17 protein-coding genes are annotated in these 19330 nt (G+C 65.6%); 9 read left to right on the top strand and 8 right to left on the bottom strand.

Annotated features, from left to right (window positions below; translation table 11 throughout):
- The first annotated feature begins 2 nt into the window (after nucleotides 1-2).
- Nucleotides 3-653, top strand: coding sequence for a response regulator (locus tag ACGFZ3_RS05435; protein WP_392917406.1), 651 nt, complete (start codon nucleotides 3-5; stop codon nucleotides 651-653).
- Entirely contained in the window at nucleotides 650-3004 is a 2355-nt protein-coding gene (locus ACGFZ3_RS05430; protein WP_392917403.1) for an ATP-binding protein, read from the top strand. The genes ACGFZ3_RS05435 and ACGFZ3_RS05430 overlap by 4 nt, the downstream gene beginning before the upstream one ends.
- Here the strand turns inward: ACGFZ3_RS05430 and ACGFZ3_RS05425 are convergent.
- The 6 genes from ACGFZ3_RS05425 to ACGFZ3_RS05400 form a co-directional block, all read right to left on the bottom strand.
- Nucleotides 2949-3221 (bottom strand): hypothetical protein, encoded by a 273-nt coding sequence (locus ACGFZ3_RS05425; protein ID WP_145477679.1) that lies wholly within the window; start codon nucleotides 3219-3221, stop codon nucleotides 2949-2951. The two genes, ACGFZ3_RS05430 and ACGFZ3_RS05425, sit on opposite strands and share 56 nt — an antisense overlap.
- Nucleotides 3222-3299: 78 nt before the next feature.
- Entirely contained in the window at nucleotides 3300-3704 is a 405-nt protein-coding gene (crcB, locus tag ACGFZ3_RS05420; protein WP_392917399.1) for a fluoride efflux transporter CrcB, read from the bottom strand.
- Nucleotides 3704-5005 (bottom strand): replication-associated recombination protein A, encoded by a 1302-nt coding sequence (locus ACGFZ3_RS05415; protein ID WP_392917396.1) that lies wholly within the window; start codon nucleotides 5003-5005, stop codon nucleotides 3704-3706. Before ACGFZ3_RS05415 ends, crcB begins: the two co-directional genes overlap by 1 nt.
- A gap of 110 nt (nucleotides 5006-5115) precedes the next feature.
- On the bottom strand, nucleotides 5116-5754 hold the full coding sequence (gene lolA, locus ACGFZ3_RS05410) for an outer membrane lipoprotein chaperone LolA (protein ID WP_392917393.1): 639 nt from the start codon (nucleotides 5752-5754) through the stop codon (nucleotides 5116-5118).
- A 64-nt stretch (nucleotides 5755-5818) separates the two neighbouring features.
- A complete protein-coding gene (locus ACGFZ3_RS05405) occupies nucleotides 5819-7759 on the bottom strand; it encodes a DUF3857 domain-containing protein (RefSeq protein ID WP_392917613.1) in 1941 nt (646 codons plus the stop codon).
- 84 nt (nucleotides 7760-7843) lie between these two features.
- The gene (locus tag ACGFZ3_RS05400; protein WP_392917390.1) at nucleotides 7844-10210 is read right to left on the bottom strand and encodes a DNA translocase FtsK; all 2367 of its coding nucleotides are present in this window, start codon (nucleotides 10208-10210) and stop codon (nucleotides 7844-7846) included.
- Between the two features lie 197 nt (nucleotides 10211-10407).
- Between ACGFZ3_RS05400 and trxB the strand changes: the two genes are divergently transcribed.
- The 3 genes from trxB (at nucleotide 10408) to ACGFZ3_RS05385 (ending at nucleotide 12140) form a co-directional block, all read left to right on the top strand.
- Nucleotides 10408-11379: a thioredoxin-disulfide reductase gene (gene trxB / locus ACGFZ3_RS05395; protein ID WP_068851800.1), complete on the top strand. Its 972-nt coding sequence runs from the start codon at nucleotides 10408-10410 to the stop codon at nucleotides 11377-11379.
- 115 nt (nucleotides 11380-11494) lie between these two features.
- Complete coding sequence (locus ACGFZ3_RS05390) at nucleotides 11495-11782, top strand: type II toxin-antitoxin system RelE/ParE family toxin (protein WP_282245254.1); 288 nt, start codon at nucleotides 11495-11497, stop codon at nucleotides 11780-11782.
- A 55-nt stretch (nucleotides 11783-11837) separates the two neighbouring features.
- Complete coding sequence (locus ACGFZ3_RS05385) at nucleotides 11838-12140, top strand: addiction module antidote protein (protein ID WP_282245163.1); 303 nt, start codon at nucleotides 11838-11840, stop codon at nucleotides 12138-12140.
- Between the two features lie 78 nt (nucleotides 12141-12218).
- Here the strand turns inward: ACGFZ3_RS05385 and ACGFZ3_RS05380 are convergent, their stop codons facing one another.
- Nucleotides 12219-13742, bottom strand: a complete 1524-nt coding sequence (locus ACGFZ3_RS05380) for an N-acetylmuramoyl-L-alanine amidase (protein WP_392917385.1) — start codon at nucleotides 13740-13742, stop codon at nucleotides 12219-12221.
- A 193-nt stretch (nucleotides 13743-13935) separates the two neighbouring features.
- Here ACGFZ3_RS05380 and ACGFZ3_RS05375 point away from each other — a divergent pair, with 193 nt between their 5' ends.
- From ACGFZ3_RS05375 to ACGFZ3_RS05360, 4 genes are all read left to right on the top strand, one after another.
- Nucleotides 13936-15066, top strand: coding sequence for a GNAT family N-acetyltransferase (locus tag ACGFZ3_RS05375; protein WP_392917382.1), 1131 nt, complete (start codon nucleotides 13936-13938; stop codon nucleotides 15064-15066).
- On the top strand, nucleotides 15063-15797 hold the full coding sequence (aat, locus tag ACGFZ3_RS05370; protein WP_392917379.1) for a leucyl/phenylalanyl-tRNA--protein transferase: 735 nt from the start codon (nucleotides 15063-15065) through the stop codon (nucleotides 15795-15797). Before ACGFZ3_RS05375 ends, aat begins: the two co-directional genes overlap by 4 nt.
- Nucleotides 15798-15896: 99 nt before the next feature.
- Nucleotides 15897-16115: a translation initiation factor IF-1 gene (gene infA / locus ACGFZ3_RS05365; protein WP_005409596.1), complete on the top strand. Its 219-nt coding sequence runs from the start codon at nucleotides 15897-15899 to the stop codon at nucleotides 16113-16115.
- A 217-nt stretch (nucleotides 16116-16332) separates the two neighbouring features.
- A complete protein-coding gene (locus tag ACGFZ3_RS05360) occupies nucleotides 16333-16701 on the top strand; it encodes a hypothetical protein (protein WP_392917377.1) in 369 nt (122 codons plus the stop codon).
- Nucleotides 16702-16777: 76 nt separating this feature from the next.
- Here the strand turns inward: ACGFZ3_RS05360 and clpA are convergent, their stop codons facing one another.
- Complete coding sequence (gene clpA, locus ACGFZ3_RS05355; protein ID WP_392917375.1) at nucleotides 16778-19060, bottom strand: ATP-dependent Clp protease ATP-binding subunit ClpA; 2283 nt, start codon at nucleotides 19058-19060, stop codon at nucleotides 16778-16780.
- Nucleotides 19061-19330 lie beyond the last annotated feature (270 nt).

Here is a 19330-nt window from a genome sequence, read left to right as displayed (position 1 = left end):
CTTTGTCCCGACGCCATCCAGGCCCCACCTATGGACCGCTGCCGCCGTCCGTACTGAACATCGCCCTGCTTGATGACCACGATGTCGTCCGGCATGGCAGCTATGTGCACCTGTCCACCGACCCGCGCTTCCACGTCGTCGGCAACCATGCGCACACCCGATCATTGATCAACACGCTGCAGCGCCACATGGTGGATGTGGTGATCGTGGACTACACGCTGGCCGAAGGTGACCTGCAGGGCATGGAGCTGCTGCGCATGCTTCGGCGCCGGTTCCCGCGCGTGCGGGTGCTGATGTTCTCGGCCAACGTGCATCACGTCATGATCTCCAACACCATGGCCGCAGGCGCGGCAGGCGTGGTGTCCAAGGGCGAAACGCTGGAGGCGCTGGCGCGCGCTGTCACCCGGGTGGCGGCAGGGCATACCCACGTACCGGTCAACTACCGCGACGAACATGCCGAACACCGGCTGTCACCGAGCGAGCGCGAAGTGCTGCAGCTGTGTCTGAGCGGGATGACCGTGACCGACATTGCCCTGCAGCGGAACCGCAGCATCAAGACCATCAGCACCCAGAAGCACGCCGCGTTCCGCAAGCTGGGCCTGCGCACCGACCGCGACCTGTTCACCCTCCGCCACCAGTTGGCGGTGTGGTGAGCGGCGAATGGACCTGGACCAGTGCCTTGACCGGGATGCTGGTCTGCCTGCTGTTGCTGGCCTCCCAAGGCAGCAGCGCAGAACCGCGGCTGGTGCGGGTCGCCGCGGACCCGTCCCAGCATGGCCTGCTGTCGAATGACAGCCGCGCGGCACGCGACACCAACCTGATTACCGGCTACGCCCAGTTGGTAGCGGAACAGGCTGGCCTCAGGTTCCGCGAACAGCCCGTAGAGTCGGCCAGCGCCGCGCTGCAGGCACTCTGCGATGGACGCGCCGACCTCATGCTGCTGCTCGGCCCGTTGGACAACGCGCCTTGCACGTCACTGGCCGCGTCACCGGCGTACTACCGCGGCCAGGCACTGTTGGCCAGTCGCCACACCCAGGCGCATGCGCCGGAATTTGCCCATCTGCGCCGGGTGGCCGTGGTCCGCGGCACACGCCTGGCCGAGTGGCTGGACGCCTACCATCCACACCTGCAGGTGGTGGGCCTGCCAAGCCTGCGCGAAGCACTGTCCGCGGTGGAAGCAGGCGTGGCAGACGCCGCACTGGACCTGGATGTAGCCATGCGCCCGATGGTGCGCCGCGAGTTTGGCAACAGCCTGCTCCTGCATGGCGGACCGTCCACCCTGCCGGGCAGCCTGCACCTGGTGGTACGCCACCGCGACCGTGCCCTGCTGGACCAGATCCATCAGGCGATGCGCTCGATCAGCCCGCAGGAACACGCGATGCTGATGCAGCGCTGGACCAAGGCCACCTACCTGAGTGGGCCTTCGCTGCAGGTGATGTCGCAACACTTCCGTTCGGAACTGCTGGCCGGCGCGCTGACCCTGTTGGTTCTGCTTACCGCCGGGGTGTGGATGCGGGTTGCGCAGCAGTCGGCGCGGCGCAGCGAACGCCAGCAGGCCCGCTTCATCGCCGTGATGAGCCACGAGGTACGCAACGCGGCGCAGGCACTGGTCACATCGGTTGATCTGCTGCACCAGTCAGGCCTGGACCAGGGCCAACGACAGCTGGTCAACGCTGCGCGCAACGCCGGGGCCGGCCTGCGCCATCTGCTGGGCCACGCACTGGACTATTCCCGACTGGCGACCGGTGAGTACCACCCCACCCCGGGCTGGCAGGACGTACGCCAGCTGGCCCGCGACTGCCTGGCCGTGGCCCGCCCTGCGGCCGAGGCCAAGGGCCTGGCCATCACCCTCCTGCAGGACACGGACCCGCTGCCGCGGATGTGGCTGGACGGCGACGCGCTGCGCCAGGTGCTGAGCAACCTGCTCGGCAACGCCGTCAAGTTCACCGATCTGGGGCATGTGGACGTGACCCTGTCGTTGCACATGGACGAGGACAGCGCCCACCTTGGGCTGTCGGTGCGCGATACCGGAATCGGCATCCCGGCGGCCCAGCACGACACCATATTCAAGCCCTTCGCGCAGGCGCATGACAGCCATTCGCGGCAGATGGGGGGTGCCGGGCTTGGCCTCTCCATCTGCCAGGACCTGGTGCGCGGAATGGGCGGCACCGTGCAGCTGCGCAGCGCGCCCGGCGAAGGCAGCTGCTTCGATGTGCGCCTGCCGGTGGTGATCGAAGGCGCCGGCCCGTGCCCGGCCGAACGACCGCTGGCCGGGCGCACGCTGCTCCTGGTTGAAGACCATGCACTGAACCGCACGGTGGTCTGTCGCCAGCTGGAAACACTTGGCGCCTCGGTAAGCAGTTGCGCCGATGGAGCCGGTGCCCTGCACTGCCAGATTACCGAACCCTGCGGCATCGTGCTGCTGGACTGCGTGCTCGGCGACATGAGTGGCTACGAACTGGCTGTGCAGCTCCGCCAGCTGGAACGCCGTCACGGGCGCACACCGGCCGTGCTGGTGGCGGTATCGGCCAATGATTCACCGGCTCACATTGAACGCTGCCTGGCCTGCGGCATGGATGCGGTGCTGTGCAAACCCCTGGACATTTCAAAGCTGTTGCGGGCACTTCAGGTGGAGTCCGATGGCAGCGCGCTGCCGCTGGCCGCCGGCACGCACGGCGCAACCGACCCGATCTGGATCGACATTCTGCAATCGGTGCAGGAAGAGCAGCTCGCGCTGCACGACGCCCTGCGCGGTCGGGCCGGCAGTTCCCTGCGACACCACGCGCATCGGCTGGCCGGCGTACTGCAGATGCTGGGACAACCGGACCTGGCCGCGATCGCCGGCGACCTGCACGAGCTGGACCTGGACGAACCTGGCGATTGGCGGGAGGCCGAACGGCTGCTGGGCTACCTGCGCCCGGCCGTCGCCGCACTGGCTGGCGGGCCGGTTACTTCAACTGCAGCGGATAGCGCTGCCACAGCACGTGCACCAGAAACCCGGTGAGCTCGGCATCCTTGGCAGTGATCGCCGCACGGATCTTGTCCAGCAGCACCATGTCGCTGCAGGTGCGCACATCCGCGTGGTCGGCCTGCCCCGCACGGCGGGCCCGGTAGCGTGCCGCGCGCTGGGCATCGGTCATGGCGTAACCGAACGTGGGCGGGCGACCGCGCTTGCGCGGCAGCATCAGCTCCAGGGTGCCGGGGTCTTCTTCATCACGCATGACGGGCGGGGAACGCAGACGGGGCGCGAACAATATCGTGAGATGTAACGGAAATCCAGCAGAAAAACCCGAAACCGCTCACCGCGCGACCGTGGACTCCGCCAACCGCGAGCCCAGCCACACCAGCGCACATCCCGCCACCAGACTGATGCCCAGATAGGTCGGCATGACCCAGCCACGCCCGTTCCGGACCAGCAGCACCGCTTCAAGCATCATCGACGAGAACGTGGTGAGCCCGCCGATGACGCCGACGATGGCGAAGGCGCGCCAATACAGCGCTGCGCTGCCGCGGGTCTGCAACCAGACCACCACGTATCCGACGGCGAAGGCGCCCACCAGGTTCACCGTCAGCGTGCCCCAGGGGAAGGTGTTGCCGAACTGACGCAGCATGGCGTCGCCAATGATGAAACGCAGCGCCGCGCCCAGCGCACCGCCGGCCATCACCAGCCCCAACTGCTGCCACCACGGCACAAAGCCACCCATCAGTCGGTCCCCCTGCGCGCGCGCGCCTGTTCGCGCTCGGCGCGCAGGCGATCGAGCTTTTCCTTGAGCTTGATTTCCAACCCACGGGCGACCGGCTGGTAATACACCCGCTCGCCCATTGCATCCGGGAATCCGGTCTGGTCCAGCGCAATGCCGCCTTCAGCGTCGTGGTCATACTGATAGGTTTTGCCGTAGCCCAACTCTTTCATCAGCTTGGTCGGCGCGTTGCGCAGGTGAAGCGGCACCTCCTGGGTCCCGGTTTCGCGCACTTCCTGCCGGGCCAGGTTGAAGGCGGCATAGCCGGCGTTGGATTTGGCGGTGCTGGCCAGGTACAGCACCAGCTGAGCGAAAGCCAGCTCGCCCTCCGGGCTGCCCAGCCGTTCGTAGATGTCCCAGGCTTCCAATGCCATCGACTGCGCGCGCGGATCGGCCAGGCCGATGTCCTCGATCGCCATGCGGGTCAGGCGCCGGGCCAGGTAGGACGGATCGCAGCCGCCATCGAGCATGCGCGTCAGCCAGTACAGCGCCGCATCCGGATTGGAACTGCGCACCGACTTGTGCAGGGCCGAGATCTGGTCATAGAACTGCTCGCCACCCTTGTCGAAGCGACGCGTGCGATCGGCCAGTACCTGCACCAGCATTTCCGGGCTGATCCGCCCGCCTTCGCCGCCGGCCAGTTCGGCGGCGATTTCCAGCAGGGTCAGCCCGCGCCGCACATCGCCGTCGGCGGCGGTCGCGATCTCCAGCAGGGCTTCCGGCGCGACCTGCAGTGCTTCGGCACCGAGCCCGCGCTCCTTGTCCTGCAGCGCCCGCTCCAGCGCCTCGACGATGTCCGCTGGCGAGACCGCCTCCAGCACGTGCACGCGGCAGCGCGACAGCAGTGCCGAATTCAGCTCGAAAGAAGGGTTTTCCGTGGTGGCACCCACGAATACGATGGTGCCGCGCTCGATGTGCGGCAGGAACGCATCCTGCTGCGCCTTGTTGAAACGGTGCACTTCGTCCACGAACAGCACCGTGCGGCGACCTTCAGCGAAGCGCTGGGCTGCCTCGGCCAGCACCACCCGCACCTCCGGCAAGCCGGACAGCACCGCGGAGATCGCACGGAATTCGGCGTCGGCGTAATGGGCCAGCAGCAGCGACAGCGTGGTCTTGCCGCACCCTGGCGGCCCCCAGAGGATCATCGAGTGCACATGGCCGGACTCGACCGCGCGGCGCAGCGCGCTGCCCGGCGCCAGCAGGCGTTTCTGCCCCACCATCTCATCGAGGGTCTGCGGACGCATGCGCTCGGCGAGCGGGCGCATGCTGTCCCGATCCACCGTCAGCAGATCGGGTTCGTTGAATGTCGTTCGGTTTCTGGCCACGCCACTATTGTATGACCGAATGAAGCAGCGCCGGGCCTTGCCCGGTTGCGTCAGTTGCCGATGACGTCGGTGCCCTTCGGCGGGGTGAAGCTGAAGGTGCCCTTGGCGAACGCCGGATTGCGCTTCCAGTTCGAGAAGGTGATCACCGTGCGCTGGTTTACCGCGTCGGTCACTTCCATGCGGGCCAGGCCCTGCGCGTTGAAGCCCAGCGCGGCGTACTGGAACGAAGTCTCGGTTTCACGCTTCGGGGTCAGCGACAGCCATTGCAGGCCATCGCGGGGCGCAGCTTCTTCACTGACGTCGTACTGCTTGTCCAGAAGCGCCGGATTGATCAGTGCGGTCAGCGGGCTGTTCTGCTCTTCGGCGCCCTGTGCGCGCTTGGTCACCTGCTCGAGGTCGGGCTCATACACCCAGACGAACCTGCCATCGGCCACGATCTGCTGGACGTGGGGCTTCTGGTACTCCCAGCGGAACAGTCGCGGAGCGTTCAGCGCCAGCGTGCCGCTGGTGTTTTCCTTTACCTTGCCCTTGCTGTCCAGCACCTGCTGGTTGAACGCCCCGCTCAGGCCCTTGAGGTCCTTGGTGAAACGGTTCAGCTCATCCCGGGCGCCGGCCCAGGCAGACACCGACCCGACACTGGCGCAGACCAGCGTGGCGGCGACAAGACAGCGGCGGAAGGTGCTCTGCATACGGGTATCCAATGAACGTAGGAAGGATGGCCGGCAGTGTGCCGAGGTCATCCTGAATGGGGGATCAGGGAACGGCCTGCACCGTGCGCAGGTCGCCGTAGACCACCTGCCCGCGGAAGCCGCGCCGCACCTGCTGGTAAAGCTCGCGGAAGGCAGCATAGTCGCCCGGCTGGCACAGCGCATCCGCGCCGCGCACGGCGTTCTGGTGGAGACGGTGGCGGGCGACGATGGCCTGGCCCTCCCGGCTCCATTGCAGGGAGTACTCGCCCGCGGCATTGCGGAACTGCAGGTTGCGCGGCACCGCCACGATCGGTACCCCGGGCGGGAATGCCAGCCGGTAGGTTTCCTCGCGCAGGCTGTCGTTGCAGTAGAACGGGGTGGCGTTGTCCGGGGCCGAGGTGGTGGTGTAGATGTCACGGAACGATTCACCCCCGGGCGGGTCCGGAAGCACCATGCCGCCGACCACGCTGAAGTCAACGTAATCGCGCGCGTGGAAGTCGTAGCGGTAGTTGAACGGCCGGGTCAGGTCCTGCGGGTCACCCAGCAGGGTCAACGTGCCGCTGCCATCAAAGCCTGACGAGGCCATGATCGACTCCTCCACCCGCGCCCGGTTCTGCGCGTTGAGCCGGGCGAACGAGCCGCGCAGGCCGATCTCGCCCACCTCGCGTGGCTGCGGGGTGGTCTGTCCCAGCAGGTTGCCGTTCGGGTCGAAACGGAAGGTCACCTCGAACCCGCTGCCGTTGCGCGCGGCATCGTTGGCCGGCGTGCGCGCCACCCTGGCCTGGCGGGTATGCAGCACCGGCGCGCCAAGGTCGCCTTCTGGCAACTGACCGAAGCGCGCGTACGCGCTGGTCGAATCCAGGTACAGGTCGAACTCTGGAATGTAGGTGATGGCGTGATTGAAACGACCCAGCAGCGGAATATCCGGCAGGGTCGGGCCGCCACCGGCGCCGATCAGCACCGGGGTGCTGTCGATGCCGCGCGCCGCCAACAGCGCCTCCAGGATCACCACATGGTCCTTGCAGTCGCCATAGTGGTTATCGAGGATGCTCTGCGCCGGGTTGGGCTCCAGCCCGCCGTTACCCAGGTACACCGCCACATAGCGGATGTTCTGGGATACCCAGCGGTACAGCGCGGCCGCCTGCTCACGGCGATCGACGATGCCGCGGGTGACCTCGTCGGCCAGCGCCTGGATGCCCGGGGTGACCCGGGCCGCCTCGCTACCCTTGAGCTGGTAGGCCTGTGCCACCTGCGCCCAATCGCGGTAGGTGCTGGCCATGATGGTCGGGCTGAACTCCCAGGGCGCTGCGGTCCAGTTCTGCACCGGCATGGGATCGGTCCGCCGGTAGCGCCAGGTCCACGTCGCCTGCCCGTTTCGGACCACCGGGGTCTGGCTGCCCTGCACGCCCCGCTGCTGCACATGCATGGGCAGGGAGGCCGGGGCGCTGAGGGTGACCTGCGCATCGTCATACTGGGAGAAACCGCTGAAGGTCTCCCACAGGCTGAAGTAGCCCGGGAAGTACGGCATGGTCTGGGTGCGGCGGGTCTGGTAGACCACCCGGGTACCCGGCGCCAGGTTGGGAAACACCACCACCCGCACTTTGCGGTCGGCGTACATCGCCGCCGCAGCGCTGGAATAGCTTTCCTGGGTGTAGATGCGGTCGACCGGCACGTCGCGGCGCTGGCCGTCGGCGGTCAGCGTGTAGGCCGACAGCACCTCCAGGGTTTCCATTTTTTCGCTGTAGCTCAGTCGCACCTGGCTGAACTGCTCCACCGCTGCCTTGGTCTTGAGCAGGATGTCGTAGGACTCGGTCTGCACGCTGCCCGCATCGGGACGCACCACATAATCGGCGCGGTAGCTGACGAAGCTGAAGTTGTTGCTGGCCTGGGTGTCACTGGCGACGGGCTGCGCCGGTGCCATCGCAGGCACCGGAGCCGGCTGGGCGGCCTGGGACCAGGCATGCACGGGCGACACTGCCAGGGCGCACGCGGCCATCCATGTCATGCGGGTCATTCTGGAATCCTTCTGGAGTGCGCAGCCACGCGGGGCGTGGCTCTACCTGTCGCTGCAGCCACGCAGGGCGTGGCGTTATTTCGGCGGCGGAGGGGCCAGCACGCTGCGGTCGCCGTTGTGTTCGGGTGGACTGACCACGCCCGCCATTTCCATGGCTTCGATCAGGCGCGCGGCGCGGTTGTAGCCGATCTTCAGCCGGCGCTGCACGCCGGAAATCGAGGCACGGCGGGTTTCGGTCACGATCCGCACCGCTTCGTCGTACAACGGGTCCGATTCGTCGCCTGCCCCGCCGCTGGACTCGGGAAGGCCGCCGGCACCCACCACCACGCCATCGCCCATCATCTGCACTTCGTCGAGCACGCCGCTGATGTAGTCGGCCGGTCCGCTGGCCTTGAGGTGCTCGACCACGCGGTGCACCTCTTCATCGGATACGAACGCGCCGTGTACCCGGTCAGGCAGCGCGGTGCCCGGCGGCAGGTACAGCATGTCGCCGTGGCCCAGCAGCGTCTCGGCACCGGACTGGTCCAGGATGGTGCGTGAATCGATCTTGGAGCTGACCTGGAAGCCGATGCGGGTCGGGATGTTGGCCTTGATCAGGCCGGTGATCACATCCACCGACGGTCGCTGGGTGGCCAGGATCAGGTGGATGCCGGCCGCGCGCGCCTTCTGCGCCAGGCGCGCGATCAGCTCTTCGACCTTCTTGCCGACGATCATCATCATGTCGGCGAATTCGTCGATGAAGATGACGATGAACGGCAGCGTTTCCAGCGGACGCGGGGCTTCGCCCAGCTCCGGGTTCGGCTTGAACAGCGGGTCCATCAGCGGCTGCCCGGCGTCTTCGGCGTCCTTGACCTTCTTGTTGAAGCCGGCCAGGTTGCGCACGCCCACCGCGCTCATCAGCTTGTAGCGCCGCTCCATTTCGGCCACGCACCAGCGCAGGCCGTTGGCGGCCTCCTTCATGTCGGTGACCACCGGCGCCAGCAGGTGCGGAATGCCCTGGTAGACGCTCAGTTCGAGCATCTTCGGGTCGATCATCAACATCCGCAGGTCTTTCGGCGAGGCTTTGTAGAGGAGGCTCAACACCATGGCGTTGACCGCCACCGACTTGCCCGAACCGGTGGTACCGGCCACCAGCAGATGTGGCATGCGCGCCAGGTCGGCCACGGTGGGGCGGCCGGCGATGTCCTTGCCCAACGCAAGCGTGAGCGGGCTGGCCGACTTGTCGTACTCCTTGGAGCGCAGCAGTTCGGACAGGTAGATCATTTCGCGGGTGACGTTGGGGATTTCCAGGCCCACCACCGACTTGCCCGGAATCACATCGACCACGCGCACCGACTTGACGGACAGGCCGCGGGCGATGTCCTTGTCCAGTGAGCTGATCTGGCTGACCTTGATGCCCGGCGCCGGCTCGATCTCGAAACGGGTGATGACCGGGCCCGGATACGCGCCGACGACCTGCGCGTCGATGCGGAAATCCTTGAGCTTGAACTCGATCTGGCGCGACAGTGTTTCCAGCGTGTCTTCGTCGTAACCCTTGGGCTGCGGCTTGGGGTCATCCAACAGCGCCAGCGGCGGCAGGTCCGAGCCGTCGCCATTGACGCCACGGAACATCGGAATCTGGGTTTCGCGCTTGGCCCGGTCGCTCTTTTCCAGTACCGGCTCGGGGCGTGGCTCGATCTTGACCGGCTCGCGCTTGGCGCGTACTTCAGCGTCGACCTTGCGCACTTCCTGGCGTTCCTCGCGCATGGCGCGGGTCTGCTGCCATTCGGTAGCCTGCTCCTTCTTCCTGCTCAGCAGCGGCGGCAGCGCCAGCACCGCGCGGCCGATCTTCTCCATGACCACGAACCACGAAATGCCGGTGGCCAGGGTGATCGAGGCCAGCAGCAGGACCAGCACGAACAGGTTCGCACCCAGTGCACCGAACCCCGCGCTGAGCGAGTTGCCGACCAGCCGGCCGAGGATGCCGCCGGCGTGGCCCACATCGCCACTGAACAGGCGCAGATGCAGGAAGCCGGTGCCGGCGATCAGGAAGCCGACCAGCCCCACCAGCCGCAGCGCCGGGTCCAGGTCGTGCTCGCCCTTGCTTTCGCGCTTCAGCCCGAACATGGCAAACCAGGCCAGCGCACCGAGCACGATCGGCAGCAGGAAGGCCATGTAACCGAACAGTTGCAGCAGCACATCGGCCACCCATGCCCCTACCCGCCCACCCATGTTGTGAATGGGTGCCACCACGCTGCCGGTATGCGACCAGCCCGGGTCGCTGGCCGAGTAGGTCAAGAGGCTGGCGATCAGATACAGCAGCGCTGGCGCGATCGCGATCAGCCCGAGGTCGCGCCACAGCCGCTGCCGACGGGGATTTTCGACCGGCGCCGCAGCCGCAGCGCGGCGCGACGCCGCTTTGCCGTCGGGAGACTTGGATCGTTCCGGGACCTGTTTCGCCACCTTAGACCAGACCTTGGGAATGCACTGTTAGTGCTTGATAATAAACGACTGACGGCACGCCAACCACCTCCGGCTGGGTTGCGCCGTTCCATCGCTCGCCTTGAATAGGGCGACCCCTGCCGCCACTCTATGACCTGTCTTGGACGCCGGGCAATCTTCCGCCAGCGCCCCGCCCCATCATCTCTTTGCGAGTCTACATGAGCAATTCCAAGCCTTCCCGCCACCAGAAGCTCGTCATCCTCGGTTCCGGCCCGGCCGGCTGGACAGCGGCTGTCTACGCTGCCCGCGCCAACCTGAACCCGGTGGTGATCACCGGCCTGCAGCAGGGCGGCCAGCTCATGACCACCACCGAAGTGGACAACTGGCCGGGCGATGCCCACGGCCTGATGGGCCCGGACCTGATGGCGCGCATGCAGGCCCACGCCGAGCGCTTCGAGACCGAGGTGATCTTCGACCACATCCACACCGCCGATGTGACCCAGCGCCCGTTCAAGCTGATCGGTGACAGCGCCGAATACACCTGCGACGCGCTGATCATCGCCACCGGCGCCACCGCCAAATACCTGGGCATTCCGACCGAAGAGGCCTTCAAGGGCCGCGGCGTGTCGGCCTGCGCCACCTGCGACGGCTTCTTCTACCGTGACCAGGACGTGGTCGTGGTCGGCGGCGGCAACACCGCCGTGGAAGAAGCGCTGTACCTGTCCAACATCGCCCGCAAGGTCTACCTGGTCCACCGCCGCGACACCCTCAAGGCGGAAAAGATCATGCAGGACAAGCTGTTCGCCAAGGTCGCCTCGGGCAAGATCGAAACCGTGTGGCACCACCAGGTGGACGAAGTGCTGGGCAATGAAGCCGGCGTAACCGGCGTGCGCGTGAAGTCCACCCTGGACGGCAGCACCCGCGACATCGACGCCCACGGCTTCTTCGTGGCCATCGGCCACCACCCCAACACCAGCCTGTTCGAGGGCCAGCTGACCATGAACAACGGTTACCTGGACATCCGCTCGGGCCTGGGCGGCAACGCCACCCAGACCTCGGTGGAAGGCGTGTTCGCCGCAGGCGACGTGGCCGACCAGCACTACCGCCAGGCCATCACCTCTGCCGGCTTCGGCTGCATGGCCGCGCTGGACGCCGAGCGCTACCTGGACGCAAAGGGCGAGCTGAGCTGATCCGCAGCGCCTGGGACATTCCAGAAGGCCGGCACCCTGCGCCGGCCTTCTTCGTTTTGAGATCGCAGGACGTGGGGAGATAGACATAATGTAGCCTGTGGGCTACACTTGTTCGATGGAGCTACAGCGAACCGACCAATTCGCAGCATGGATGGATGACCTGAAGGACGTCGCAGGTCGGGCAAGGATCCTCGCCCGCATTCGCCGGCTTGCCCATGGCAATCCCGGGGACCACCGCAATCTAAGCGGCGGGATAGCTGAGCTTCGCGTAGATGCAGGCCCCGGCTATCGTGTCTACTACACACAGCGAGGCAACCGGCTCATTATTCTTCTGGTAGGCGGCGATAAGGGCTCCCAGCAGCAAGACATTGAAAAGGCGAAGGAGCTGGCTCGCAATTTATGACGCCATACGAAAGAAGAAGAGCACCGCGCAACGAAACTACCGGAGCTACAGCGACATGACAGCCAAGAAGAAGACAAAGGTAGAAAAGTTCGACGTTGCGGAGCACCTGCGCACCCCGGAGGAAATGGCCGCGTACCTGGATGCCTGCATCATGGAAAGTGACGGCGACTCTGCATTCATCGCCAAGGCGCTCGGTGATATTGCCCGCGCCCAAGGCATGAGCAAGGTCGCGCGCGACGCGGGCGTTTCACGTGAGAGCCTGTACCGCGCCCTCTCCGGCGAGCGCAGCCCGGATTTCGCCACAATCCTGAAGGTGACCCGCGCCCTCGGCGTGCAGTTGCACGCCACCGCCGCCTGAACTTCATTCTGTTTCCAAAGGCCGGCGCAATGCGCCGGCCTTTACCTTTGCCCCCAACCTTCCTGATGCGCCGGCGTATCAACCACCGCCCTGGCATGTCATCCAGTGCTCGACGGGGCCGGATGTGACGCCATCGGCATCGCGCATGACGGTGCTCCAGTTGACCATGCCATAACCGCTGCCTTCACAGGTCATCCGCGCCTTGATGGGCGACGCGGAGGCCTCCGTGACCGTCTTTACTTCTGCCCTGCAGGCGCCCGGCTGGGTGCAGTACACCGGCGTGAAACTGAGCGTCACCGGGAACTGCGGGTTACCGTCGAAGTGAACGTCGGTCTCCGCCGCGCCGTCCGCAGGAACGGTAACGCGATCAATCTTCCTCAGCACCAACGGCGTGCAGTCCTTGCCCTCACGAAACAGCCGGTAGCCCTTCTCCACACCTTTCATTGAAGCCTCCCGAAACACGGGATCTTGTAGCGCCGCCGAGTCTTCTGGGTTCGAGTGGTAGGCGATCTCCACAAGCACCGCCGGCATTGTGGCAATCCTGTTTTCGCCGTGTCGGCCCGCGTTGGCTCGATCTCGAATGGGAAAGTCTTCGTAGCCCGGCTGTGATCGGATCTGCTCGCGCATCCCGCACAGCACGCTCTCCGCAAGAGGCCGATCGTTCGGCTTATCGCCGTGATAGAAGACCTCCAAGCCCCGGGTCGTCGCCATTGGGTGACCATTGGTGTGAAGGCTGATCATTGCCCCTACCCCAAGGTGATTCGCGTAGAGAGGGCGTGTGCGGATGTCTTCATTGACCTCCCGATCATTCGTGGTCGCGTTCGGTAGCGAGTTCCAGATATCCGTCCGCGCGGGCATCACAGCCTTTACGTGGTACCTCGAAGACATCTGCTCCCAAGGACGCTCCGACTCCTCGTGCATATCCTGCACCCTGCTTCGCGCACGATAGACGCTCAAGCCACTTCGCTCCACAAGAAGCGACTGCAATACATCTCCGTACGCTGGCGTGATCATGTCCTCCCTGAAACCGAACGCATCCGGGCGCTGAAACTCCCAACTCCTGGATGGAAACACCCGAACGAGTCCGTGACTGGCGGAAACCAAGGCAGTGGCGTTCCGTGGATTCATACGTGCTTGCGGAGGCACGGCAAGATCATCGGGGAAGTAGTCCTTGAGCGGCTTTCCCTGAAACCGGAAGTCAACATCAACGATGGGAAGCCCGGCCTTCTCTGCGTATACACGAAGCGTCACGGCAAGCTCGTGCAGGAACGTCTCCGCATAACCTTCGGCGGCTCCCGGAAGAAAGCCCCTGCCAAAGTCTGCCAGCACCGTCTTCTTGTTCATGTCGATGGTGACCTTCACATCAACCGTGCGCAGCACATCCCTGCTCTGCAGGTAGCTCGAAACGCCTCTGGAGGCTTCTTTCTCCAGCAGGTGGATCAGCTCGGCATCGACGTACCAGGTCGTCTGCGTAGCCTCATCTTTCGATTCGATGGGGTGGCCATTGCCGCCCGGCACGGGCGCGGCCTGTGAATCAACGACACCAGCAGCAAGCAGGATCCCGCAACCCACGGCGAACAACTGTAGGCCTTTACTTACCATTTCCGTTTCTCCTTGGAGGTAGTTGACGCATCTCCGGATGCGCCAGCGAAATCTCCTCCCTTCATGGCCGCACGAACGCGCGCCAACGCACGCTTCCCGGCCGCGACTGAACGACTTTCCTATCGGTTACCGCAAGCCGATCAACGCCGGCTAAAACACCCCGTTTTCCATCGGCCTGCCCTATCCTTCAGCCATGCCCGATATACGCTTCCTACATCGCCTTACAGACCTGCCCGCCGCCGACTGGGATGCGCTGCACGACGGCCGCAACCCGTTCGTCAGCCATGCGTTCCTGCAGGGGCTCGAAGAACACGGCTGCCTGCGTGCGGAATGGGGTTGGCGGTCGCGCCACTTCACCCTGTGGGAAGGCGACCACTTGATCGGGGCGGTACCGGGCTACCTGAAGGACAACTCGCATGGCGAGTTCGTGTTCGATCACGCCTGGGCCAATGCCTATGCCCGCCACGGTCTGGCCTACTTCCCGAAGTGGCTGGGCGCTGTACCGTATTCGCCGGTGAGCGGGCCGCGGCTGCTGGCGAAGGAGGCAGAAACCACGCGCATGCTGGTAGAGACCCTGCGCACGGAGGTGGCCCGCATGGGCTGGTCGTCGGCGCACGTGAACTTCCACCTGGCCGATGACGACGCCGCGTTCGGCCCCGACTGGCTGCTGCGCGAGGACATCCAGTTCCAGTGGCACAACCCGGGCGACTGGACGGACTTCAGCAGCTTCCTGGCCGCCATGGACCACAAGCACCGCAAGAACATCCGCCAGGAGCGCGCCAAGCTGGCCCGCACCGGGGTGACCTACCGGATCGTGCACGGCGATGAAGCCTCCGACGCCGACCTGCAGGCCATGCATGACTTCTACCTGCAGACCTTCAGCGAATACGGCAATTCGCCGGCGCTGACCCTGCCGTTCCTGCAGCACCTGGCCACGACAATGCCACGCCAGCTGGTGATCTTCCTGGCCCTGCTGGAGGGCCAGCCGGTTGCCGGCGCACTGTGCCTGCGCGGTGGTGACACCCTGTACGGGCGGTACTGGGGGGGCGCCACCCTGCCCGGCCTGCACTTTGAAACCTGTTACTACCAGGGCATCGAATACTGCCTGCGGGAAGGTCTCACCCGCTTCGAGCCCGGTGCGCAGGGCGAGCACAAGCTGGCGCGTGGCTTCCTGCCGCACCGGGTGCGCAGCCGGCACTGGCTGGCCGAGCCGGCGTTCGCCGGTGCGCTGGCCGGCTGGTGCGAACAGGAGCGCGAAGAAGTGCAGCGCTATGCGCAGCTGCTGGCGGAGCACACCCCCTTCAAGTCGATTGAATCCACATGACGCGGCACCTGCCCTGGCGGCTGGACGATCGGCCGGATACGCCCTTCCCCCCTGCCGAAACCGCGCTGCAGGACCCGGATGGCCTGCTGGCGCTCGGTGGCGACCTCTCGCCGGTGCGCCTGCTCAATGCCTACGCCGGCGGAATCTTCCCGTGGTTCTCGGAGGGCCAGCCGCTGCTGTGGTGGTCACCGGACCCGCGCATGGTGTTCCGCACCGATGGGGTGCACCTGTCCTCGCGCTTCCGCCGCAGCCTGCGCGCCAGCGGCTGGGTCGTGCGTGCCGACACCCGTTTTCGAGAGGTGATCGAAGCCTGCGCAGCCAGCCCGCGCCCCGGGCAGGACGGCACCTGGATCACCCGGGACATGGTCGAGGCCTATGTGGCGTTGCATGCCCTGGGCTTCGCCCATTCGGTCGAGGTGCTGGACGGCGACCGGCTGGTGGGCGGGATCTACGGGGTGGCCATCGGCCGCATGTTCTTTGGCGAGAGCATGTTCAGCGCGGCCAGCGGCGGCTCGAAGGTGGCACTGGCCGGGTTGGCCCACTGGCTGTCGTCGTGGGGCTGGCCGCTGATCGACGCGCAGGTCGAGAACGACCATCTGCTGCGGATGGGGGCCGAGCATTGGCCGCGGGAGCGGTTCCTGGGGGTGGTGCGAGAGTCGGTCAAGGCCGCCGAGCCGCCTGGGAGTTGGGTCCAGCGGTTTGGGGAGTTTCCCGCCGCATTGTTGGCGTAACGCGGACGGTTAACGCAATCTTTGCATCCCGGGGGAGATGCGCGTAAAATGCCCGCTCTTAAGGCCAGCTCGGCCGTTTATAGAACTGCACAGGACTACATGTCGAAAGACGACTCCATCGAGTTCGAAGGCACCGTCAGCGAGACGCTGCCGAACACCACTTTCCGCGTTCGACTGGAAAATGGGCATGAAATCATCGCCCACATCTCCGGCCGCATGCGCAAGAACTACATCCGCATCCTGACGGGCGACCGTGTCAAGGTTGAAATGACGCCCTACGACCTGACCAAGGGTCGCATTACCTACCGCATGAAGTAAGCGGAAGGGCGGCTTCTCCGGAAGACGCGATCAAAGGCCGGCCCTGCGCTGGCCTTTTTGCGTGGGCGCCATTCAGCTGCGCCCACCGTGCCGGCAGTCACCCTGCCCCACGGCACCCTGACATCAGTCAGCCTGCCTTGATGCAGATTCGCCAGCAGCCGACCGCAGGCACTGTGGTCTACGGTCCACTCCGGATCGTGACCCACTGGCCCCCGCCATGAAGACCCTGATTGCGCTTTGCCTGTTGGTTGTTTCCAGCGTAGCCGCTACGGCGTCTGCGCAGAGCGCGCCCGCTGCCGCGGCCGGCTCCGATTGCATCACCCTGTCCAGCGACCAGCAGCTGGTTCGCAAGGGCGCCGACCGCAGCATCCTGCTGCGCAACGGCACCGATCATTACATCGTCCATTTCCAGAGCAGCTGCAGCCAGGCCGGCTTCTCGCGGAAGCTCGAGTTTGCCACCCCCGGCAATGAGGGCCAGCTGTGCGGGGCACGCGCCAGCAAGCTGCGCACCGACACCGGCAGCTGCGATGTCGCACGTCTTGAGCCGATCAGCGCAGAGGCGTTCGCATCCCGCGCCAAGCGCTGAGCGATGCCCAACAAAAACGCCCCGTGAGGGGCGTTTTTGTTGGAATGCGGTCACGACCAACGGCCGCGACCATGGGTCACTCGACCGTCGCCGGCAGCAGTCGCTCCGGTTCGGCCTGCGTTTCGACAAACAGCTCGTCGTCGCGCACGTCGATGCTGACCCTTCCGCCATTGACCAGCTTGCCGAACAACAGCTCGTCGGCCAGCGGGCGCTTGACCTTGTCCTGGATCACCCGGGCCATCGGGCGGGCACCCATCAGCGGGTCGAAGCCATGGCGGGCCAGCCAGTCGCGCGCGGTCGGCGTGGCCGACAGGCTGACGTGCTTTTCCTGCAGCAGCATTTCCAGCTCGATCAGGAACTTGTCCACCACACGCAGGATGTGCTCGAAGCCCAGCGGCTGGAACTGCACCACCGCATCGAGGCGGTTGCGGAATTCCGGCGTGAAGCTCTTGCGGATGATCTCCATCGCGTCGGTGGCATGGTCCTGGCGGGTAAAGCCGATCGAACGCCGCGAGGCCTGTGCCGCACCGGCATTGGTGGTCATCACCAGCACCACGTTCTTGAAGTTGGCTTCGCGCCCGTTGGTGTCGGTGAGCACGCCACGGTCCATGACCTGCAGCAGGATGTTGAAGATGTCCGGGTGGGCCTTTTCCACCTCGTCCAGCAGCAGCACGCAGTGCGGGGTCTTGACGATCTTTTCGGTAAGCAGGCCGCCCTGGTCGAAGCCGACATAGCCCGGGGGCGCACCGATCAGGCGGCTGATCGAATGCGGCTCCATGTACTCGCTCATGTCAAAGCGCACCAGCTCGATGCCCAGCTGCAGCGCCAGCTGCTTGGTCACCTCGGTCTTGCCCACGCCGGTGGGGCCCGCGAACAGGAAGTTGCCGATCGGCTTTTCCGGGTTGGCCAGGCCCGAACGGGCCAGCTTGATCGCCGAGGACAGCGTCTCGATGGCCGGGTCCTGGCCGAAGATCACCATCTTCAGGTTGCGCTCCAGGTGCTGCAGCACGTCCTTGTCGGTCGCGCTGACCTGCTTGGCCGGAATGCGCGCCATCTTGGCCACGATCGTTTCGATTTCCTCGATGTCGATCAGCTCCTTGCGCTCGCCCTCGGGCAGCAGGCGCTGGCGGGCGCCGGCCTCGTCGATCACGTCGATGGCCTTGTCAGGCAGCAGCCGGTCACCGATGTGCTTCACCGACAGGTCCACCGCCGCCTGCAGTGCGTCATCGGCATAGGTCACGCCGTGGTGCGCTTCATACTTGGGCTTGAGGCCCTGCAGGATTTCGTAGGTTTCGCCCACGGTGGGCTCGACGATGTCGATCTTCTGGAAGCGGCGTGCCAGCGCACGGTCCTTCTCGAAGATGCCGCGGTACTCCTGGAAGGTGGTGGAGCCGATGCAGCGCAGCTCACCGGAGGCCAGCGCCGGCTTGATGAGGTTGGAGGCGTCCATGGTGCCGCCCGACGCCGACCCGGCACCGATGATGGTGTGGATCTCGTCGATGAACAGCACCGCGTTGGGCATCTTCTTCAGCGCGGTGAGCACGCCCTTGAGGCGCTTCTCGAAATCGCCGCGGTACTTGGTGCCGGCCACCAGTGCGCCCAGGTCGAGCGAGTAGATCACTGCATCGGCCAGTACATCGGGCACCGTACCTTCCACGATACGCTTGGCCAGGCCCTCGGCGATGGCGGTCTTGCCCACGCCGGCCTCGCCCACGTAGAGCGGGTTGTTCTTGCGGCGGCGGCACAACACCTGGATGGTGCGCTCGATTTCATCGCGGCGGCCCACCAGGGGATCGATGCGGCCGTTGCGGGCCGCCTCGTTGAGGTTGCTGGCGAACTCGGCCAGGGCATCGCCCTTGCCTTCGCCATCGCCCCCCTCGGCGCGCCCTTCGGCATCCGAGGACGGCGGCACTTCGCCCTCCTCGCCCAGTTTGGCGATGCCATGGGAGAGGTAGTTGACGATATCCAGCCGGGTGACGTCCTGCTGGTTGAGGTAATAGACCGCATGGGAGTCCTTTTCGCCGAAGATGGCCACCAGTACGTTGGCACCGGTAACCTCCTTCTTGCCCGAGGACTGCACGTGGTACACGGCCCGCTGCAGCACGCGCTGGAAGCCAAGCGTAGGCTGGGTGTCGCGGCCATCATCCTCGGCGAGGCGCGAGACAGAGGCCTCGATGGCCTGCTCCAGCTCCTGGCGCAGGCGGTCGGCGTCGGCCCCGCATGCCTTGAGCACGGCCTGGGCGGACGGATTGTCGAGCAGTGCCAGCAGCAGGTGTTCCACCGTCATGAACTCATGGCGGGCCTCACGGGCGCGCTTGTAGCACTGACCGATGGTGTGTTCGAGGTCTTTACTGAACATGTTCTACTCCGGCGGCAGTTGAGAACAATATGCGGCCTACCTGCACAATTTCCATCACCCTACTGGATCGGTGCGTTCAGATGGCGTTATCACTTGCGCGATCCTGCCCCCGGACCCCAGCATTGGCTGGCCACCCGTGATGGCAACGTCATCGACCGATTGCGGCGCTCCGCCCCCTGGCGGTCCCCTGCGCTCTTTCGATGAAGGACGGACATGGGGGCCGGGAACGGCCACCGGCCGGCTTAGGTGGGCATCCAAACAACCGGGGGC

The organism is Stenotrophomonas sp. NPDC047960 (assembly GCF_043204395.1).
Taxonomy (GTDB): Bacteria; Pseudomonadota; Gammaproteobacteria; order Xanthomonadales; family Xanthomonadaceae; genus Stenotrophomonas.
The sequence above is the reverse complement of the archived record's forward strand: the minus strand, read 5'-3'. Positions and strand labels throughout refer to the sequence as shown.

Excerpts from the sequence above, each read along its gene's own strand:
- ACGFZ3_RS05425 (WP_145477679.1), bottom strand. The coding sequence starts at position 3,221 with ATGCGTGATGAAGAAGACCCCGGCACCCTGGAGCTGATGCTGCCGCGC.
- crcB (WP_392917399.1), bottom strand. The coding sequence starts at position 3,704 with ATGGGTGGCTTTGTGCCGTGGTGGCAGCAGTTGGGGCTGGTGATGGCC.
- ACGFZ3_RS05415 (WP_392917396.1), bottom strand. The coding sequence starts at position 5,005 with ATGCGCCCGCTCGCCGAGCGCATGCGTCCGCAGACCCTCGATGAGATG.
- lolA (WP_392917393.1), bottom strand. The coding sequence starts at position 5,754 with ATGCAGAGCACCTTCCGCCGCTGTCTTGTCGCCGCCACGCTGGTCTGC.
- ACGFZ3_RS05405 (WP_392917613.1), bottom strand. The coding sequence starts at position 7,759 with ATGACATGGATGGCCGCGTGCGCCCTGGCAGTGTCGCCCGTGCATGCC.
- trxB (WP_068851800.1), top strand. The coding sequence starts at position 10,408 with ATGAGCAATTCCAAGCCTTCCCGCCACCAGAAGCTCGTCATCCTCGGT.
- ACGFZ3_RS05390 (WP_282245254.1), top strand. The coding sequence starts at position 11,495 with ATGGAGCTACAGCGAACCGACCAATTCGCAGCATGGATGGATGACCTG.
- ACGFZ3_RS05385 (WP_282245163.1), top strand. The coding sequence starts at position 11,838 with ATGACAGCCAAGAAGAAGACAAAGGTAGAAAAGTTCGACGTTGCGGAG.
- ACGFZ3_RS05380 (WP_392917385.1), bottom strand. The coding sequence starts at position 13,742 with ATGGTAAGTAAAGGCCTACAGTTGTTCGCCGTGGGTTGCGGGATCCTG.
- ACGFZ3_RS05375 (WP_392917382.1), top strand. The coding sequence starts at position 13,936 with ATGCCCGATATACGCTTCCTACATCGCCTTACAGACCTGCCCGCCGCC.
- aat (WP_392917379.1), top strand. The coding sequence starts at position 15,063 with ATGACGCGGCACCTGCCCTGGCGGCTGGACGATCGGCCGGATACGCCC.
- infA (WP_005409596.1), top strand. The coding sequence starts at position 15,897 with ATGTCGAAAGACGACTCCATCGAGTTCGAAGGCACCGTCAGCGAGACG.
- ACGFZ3_RS05360 (WP_392917377.1), top strand. The coding sequence starts at position 16,333 with ATGAAGACCCTGATTGCGCTTTGCCTGTTGGTTGTTTCCAGCGTAGCC.
- clpA (WP_392917375.1), bottom strand. The coding sequence starts at position 19,060 with ATGTTCAGTAAAGACCTCGAACACACCATCGGTCAGTGCTACAAGCGC.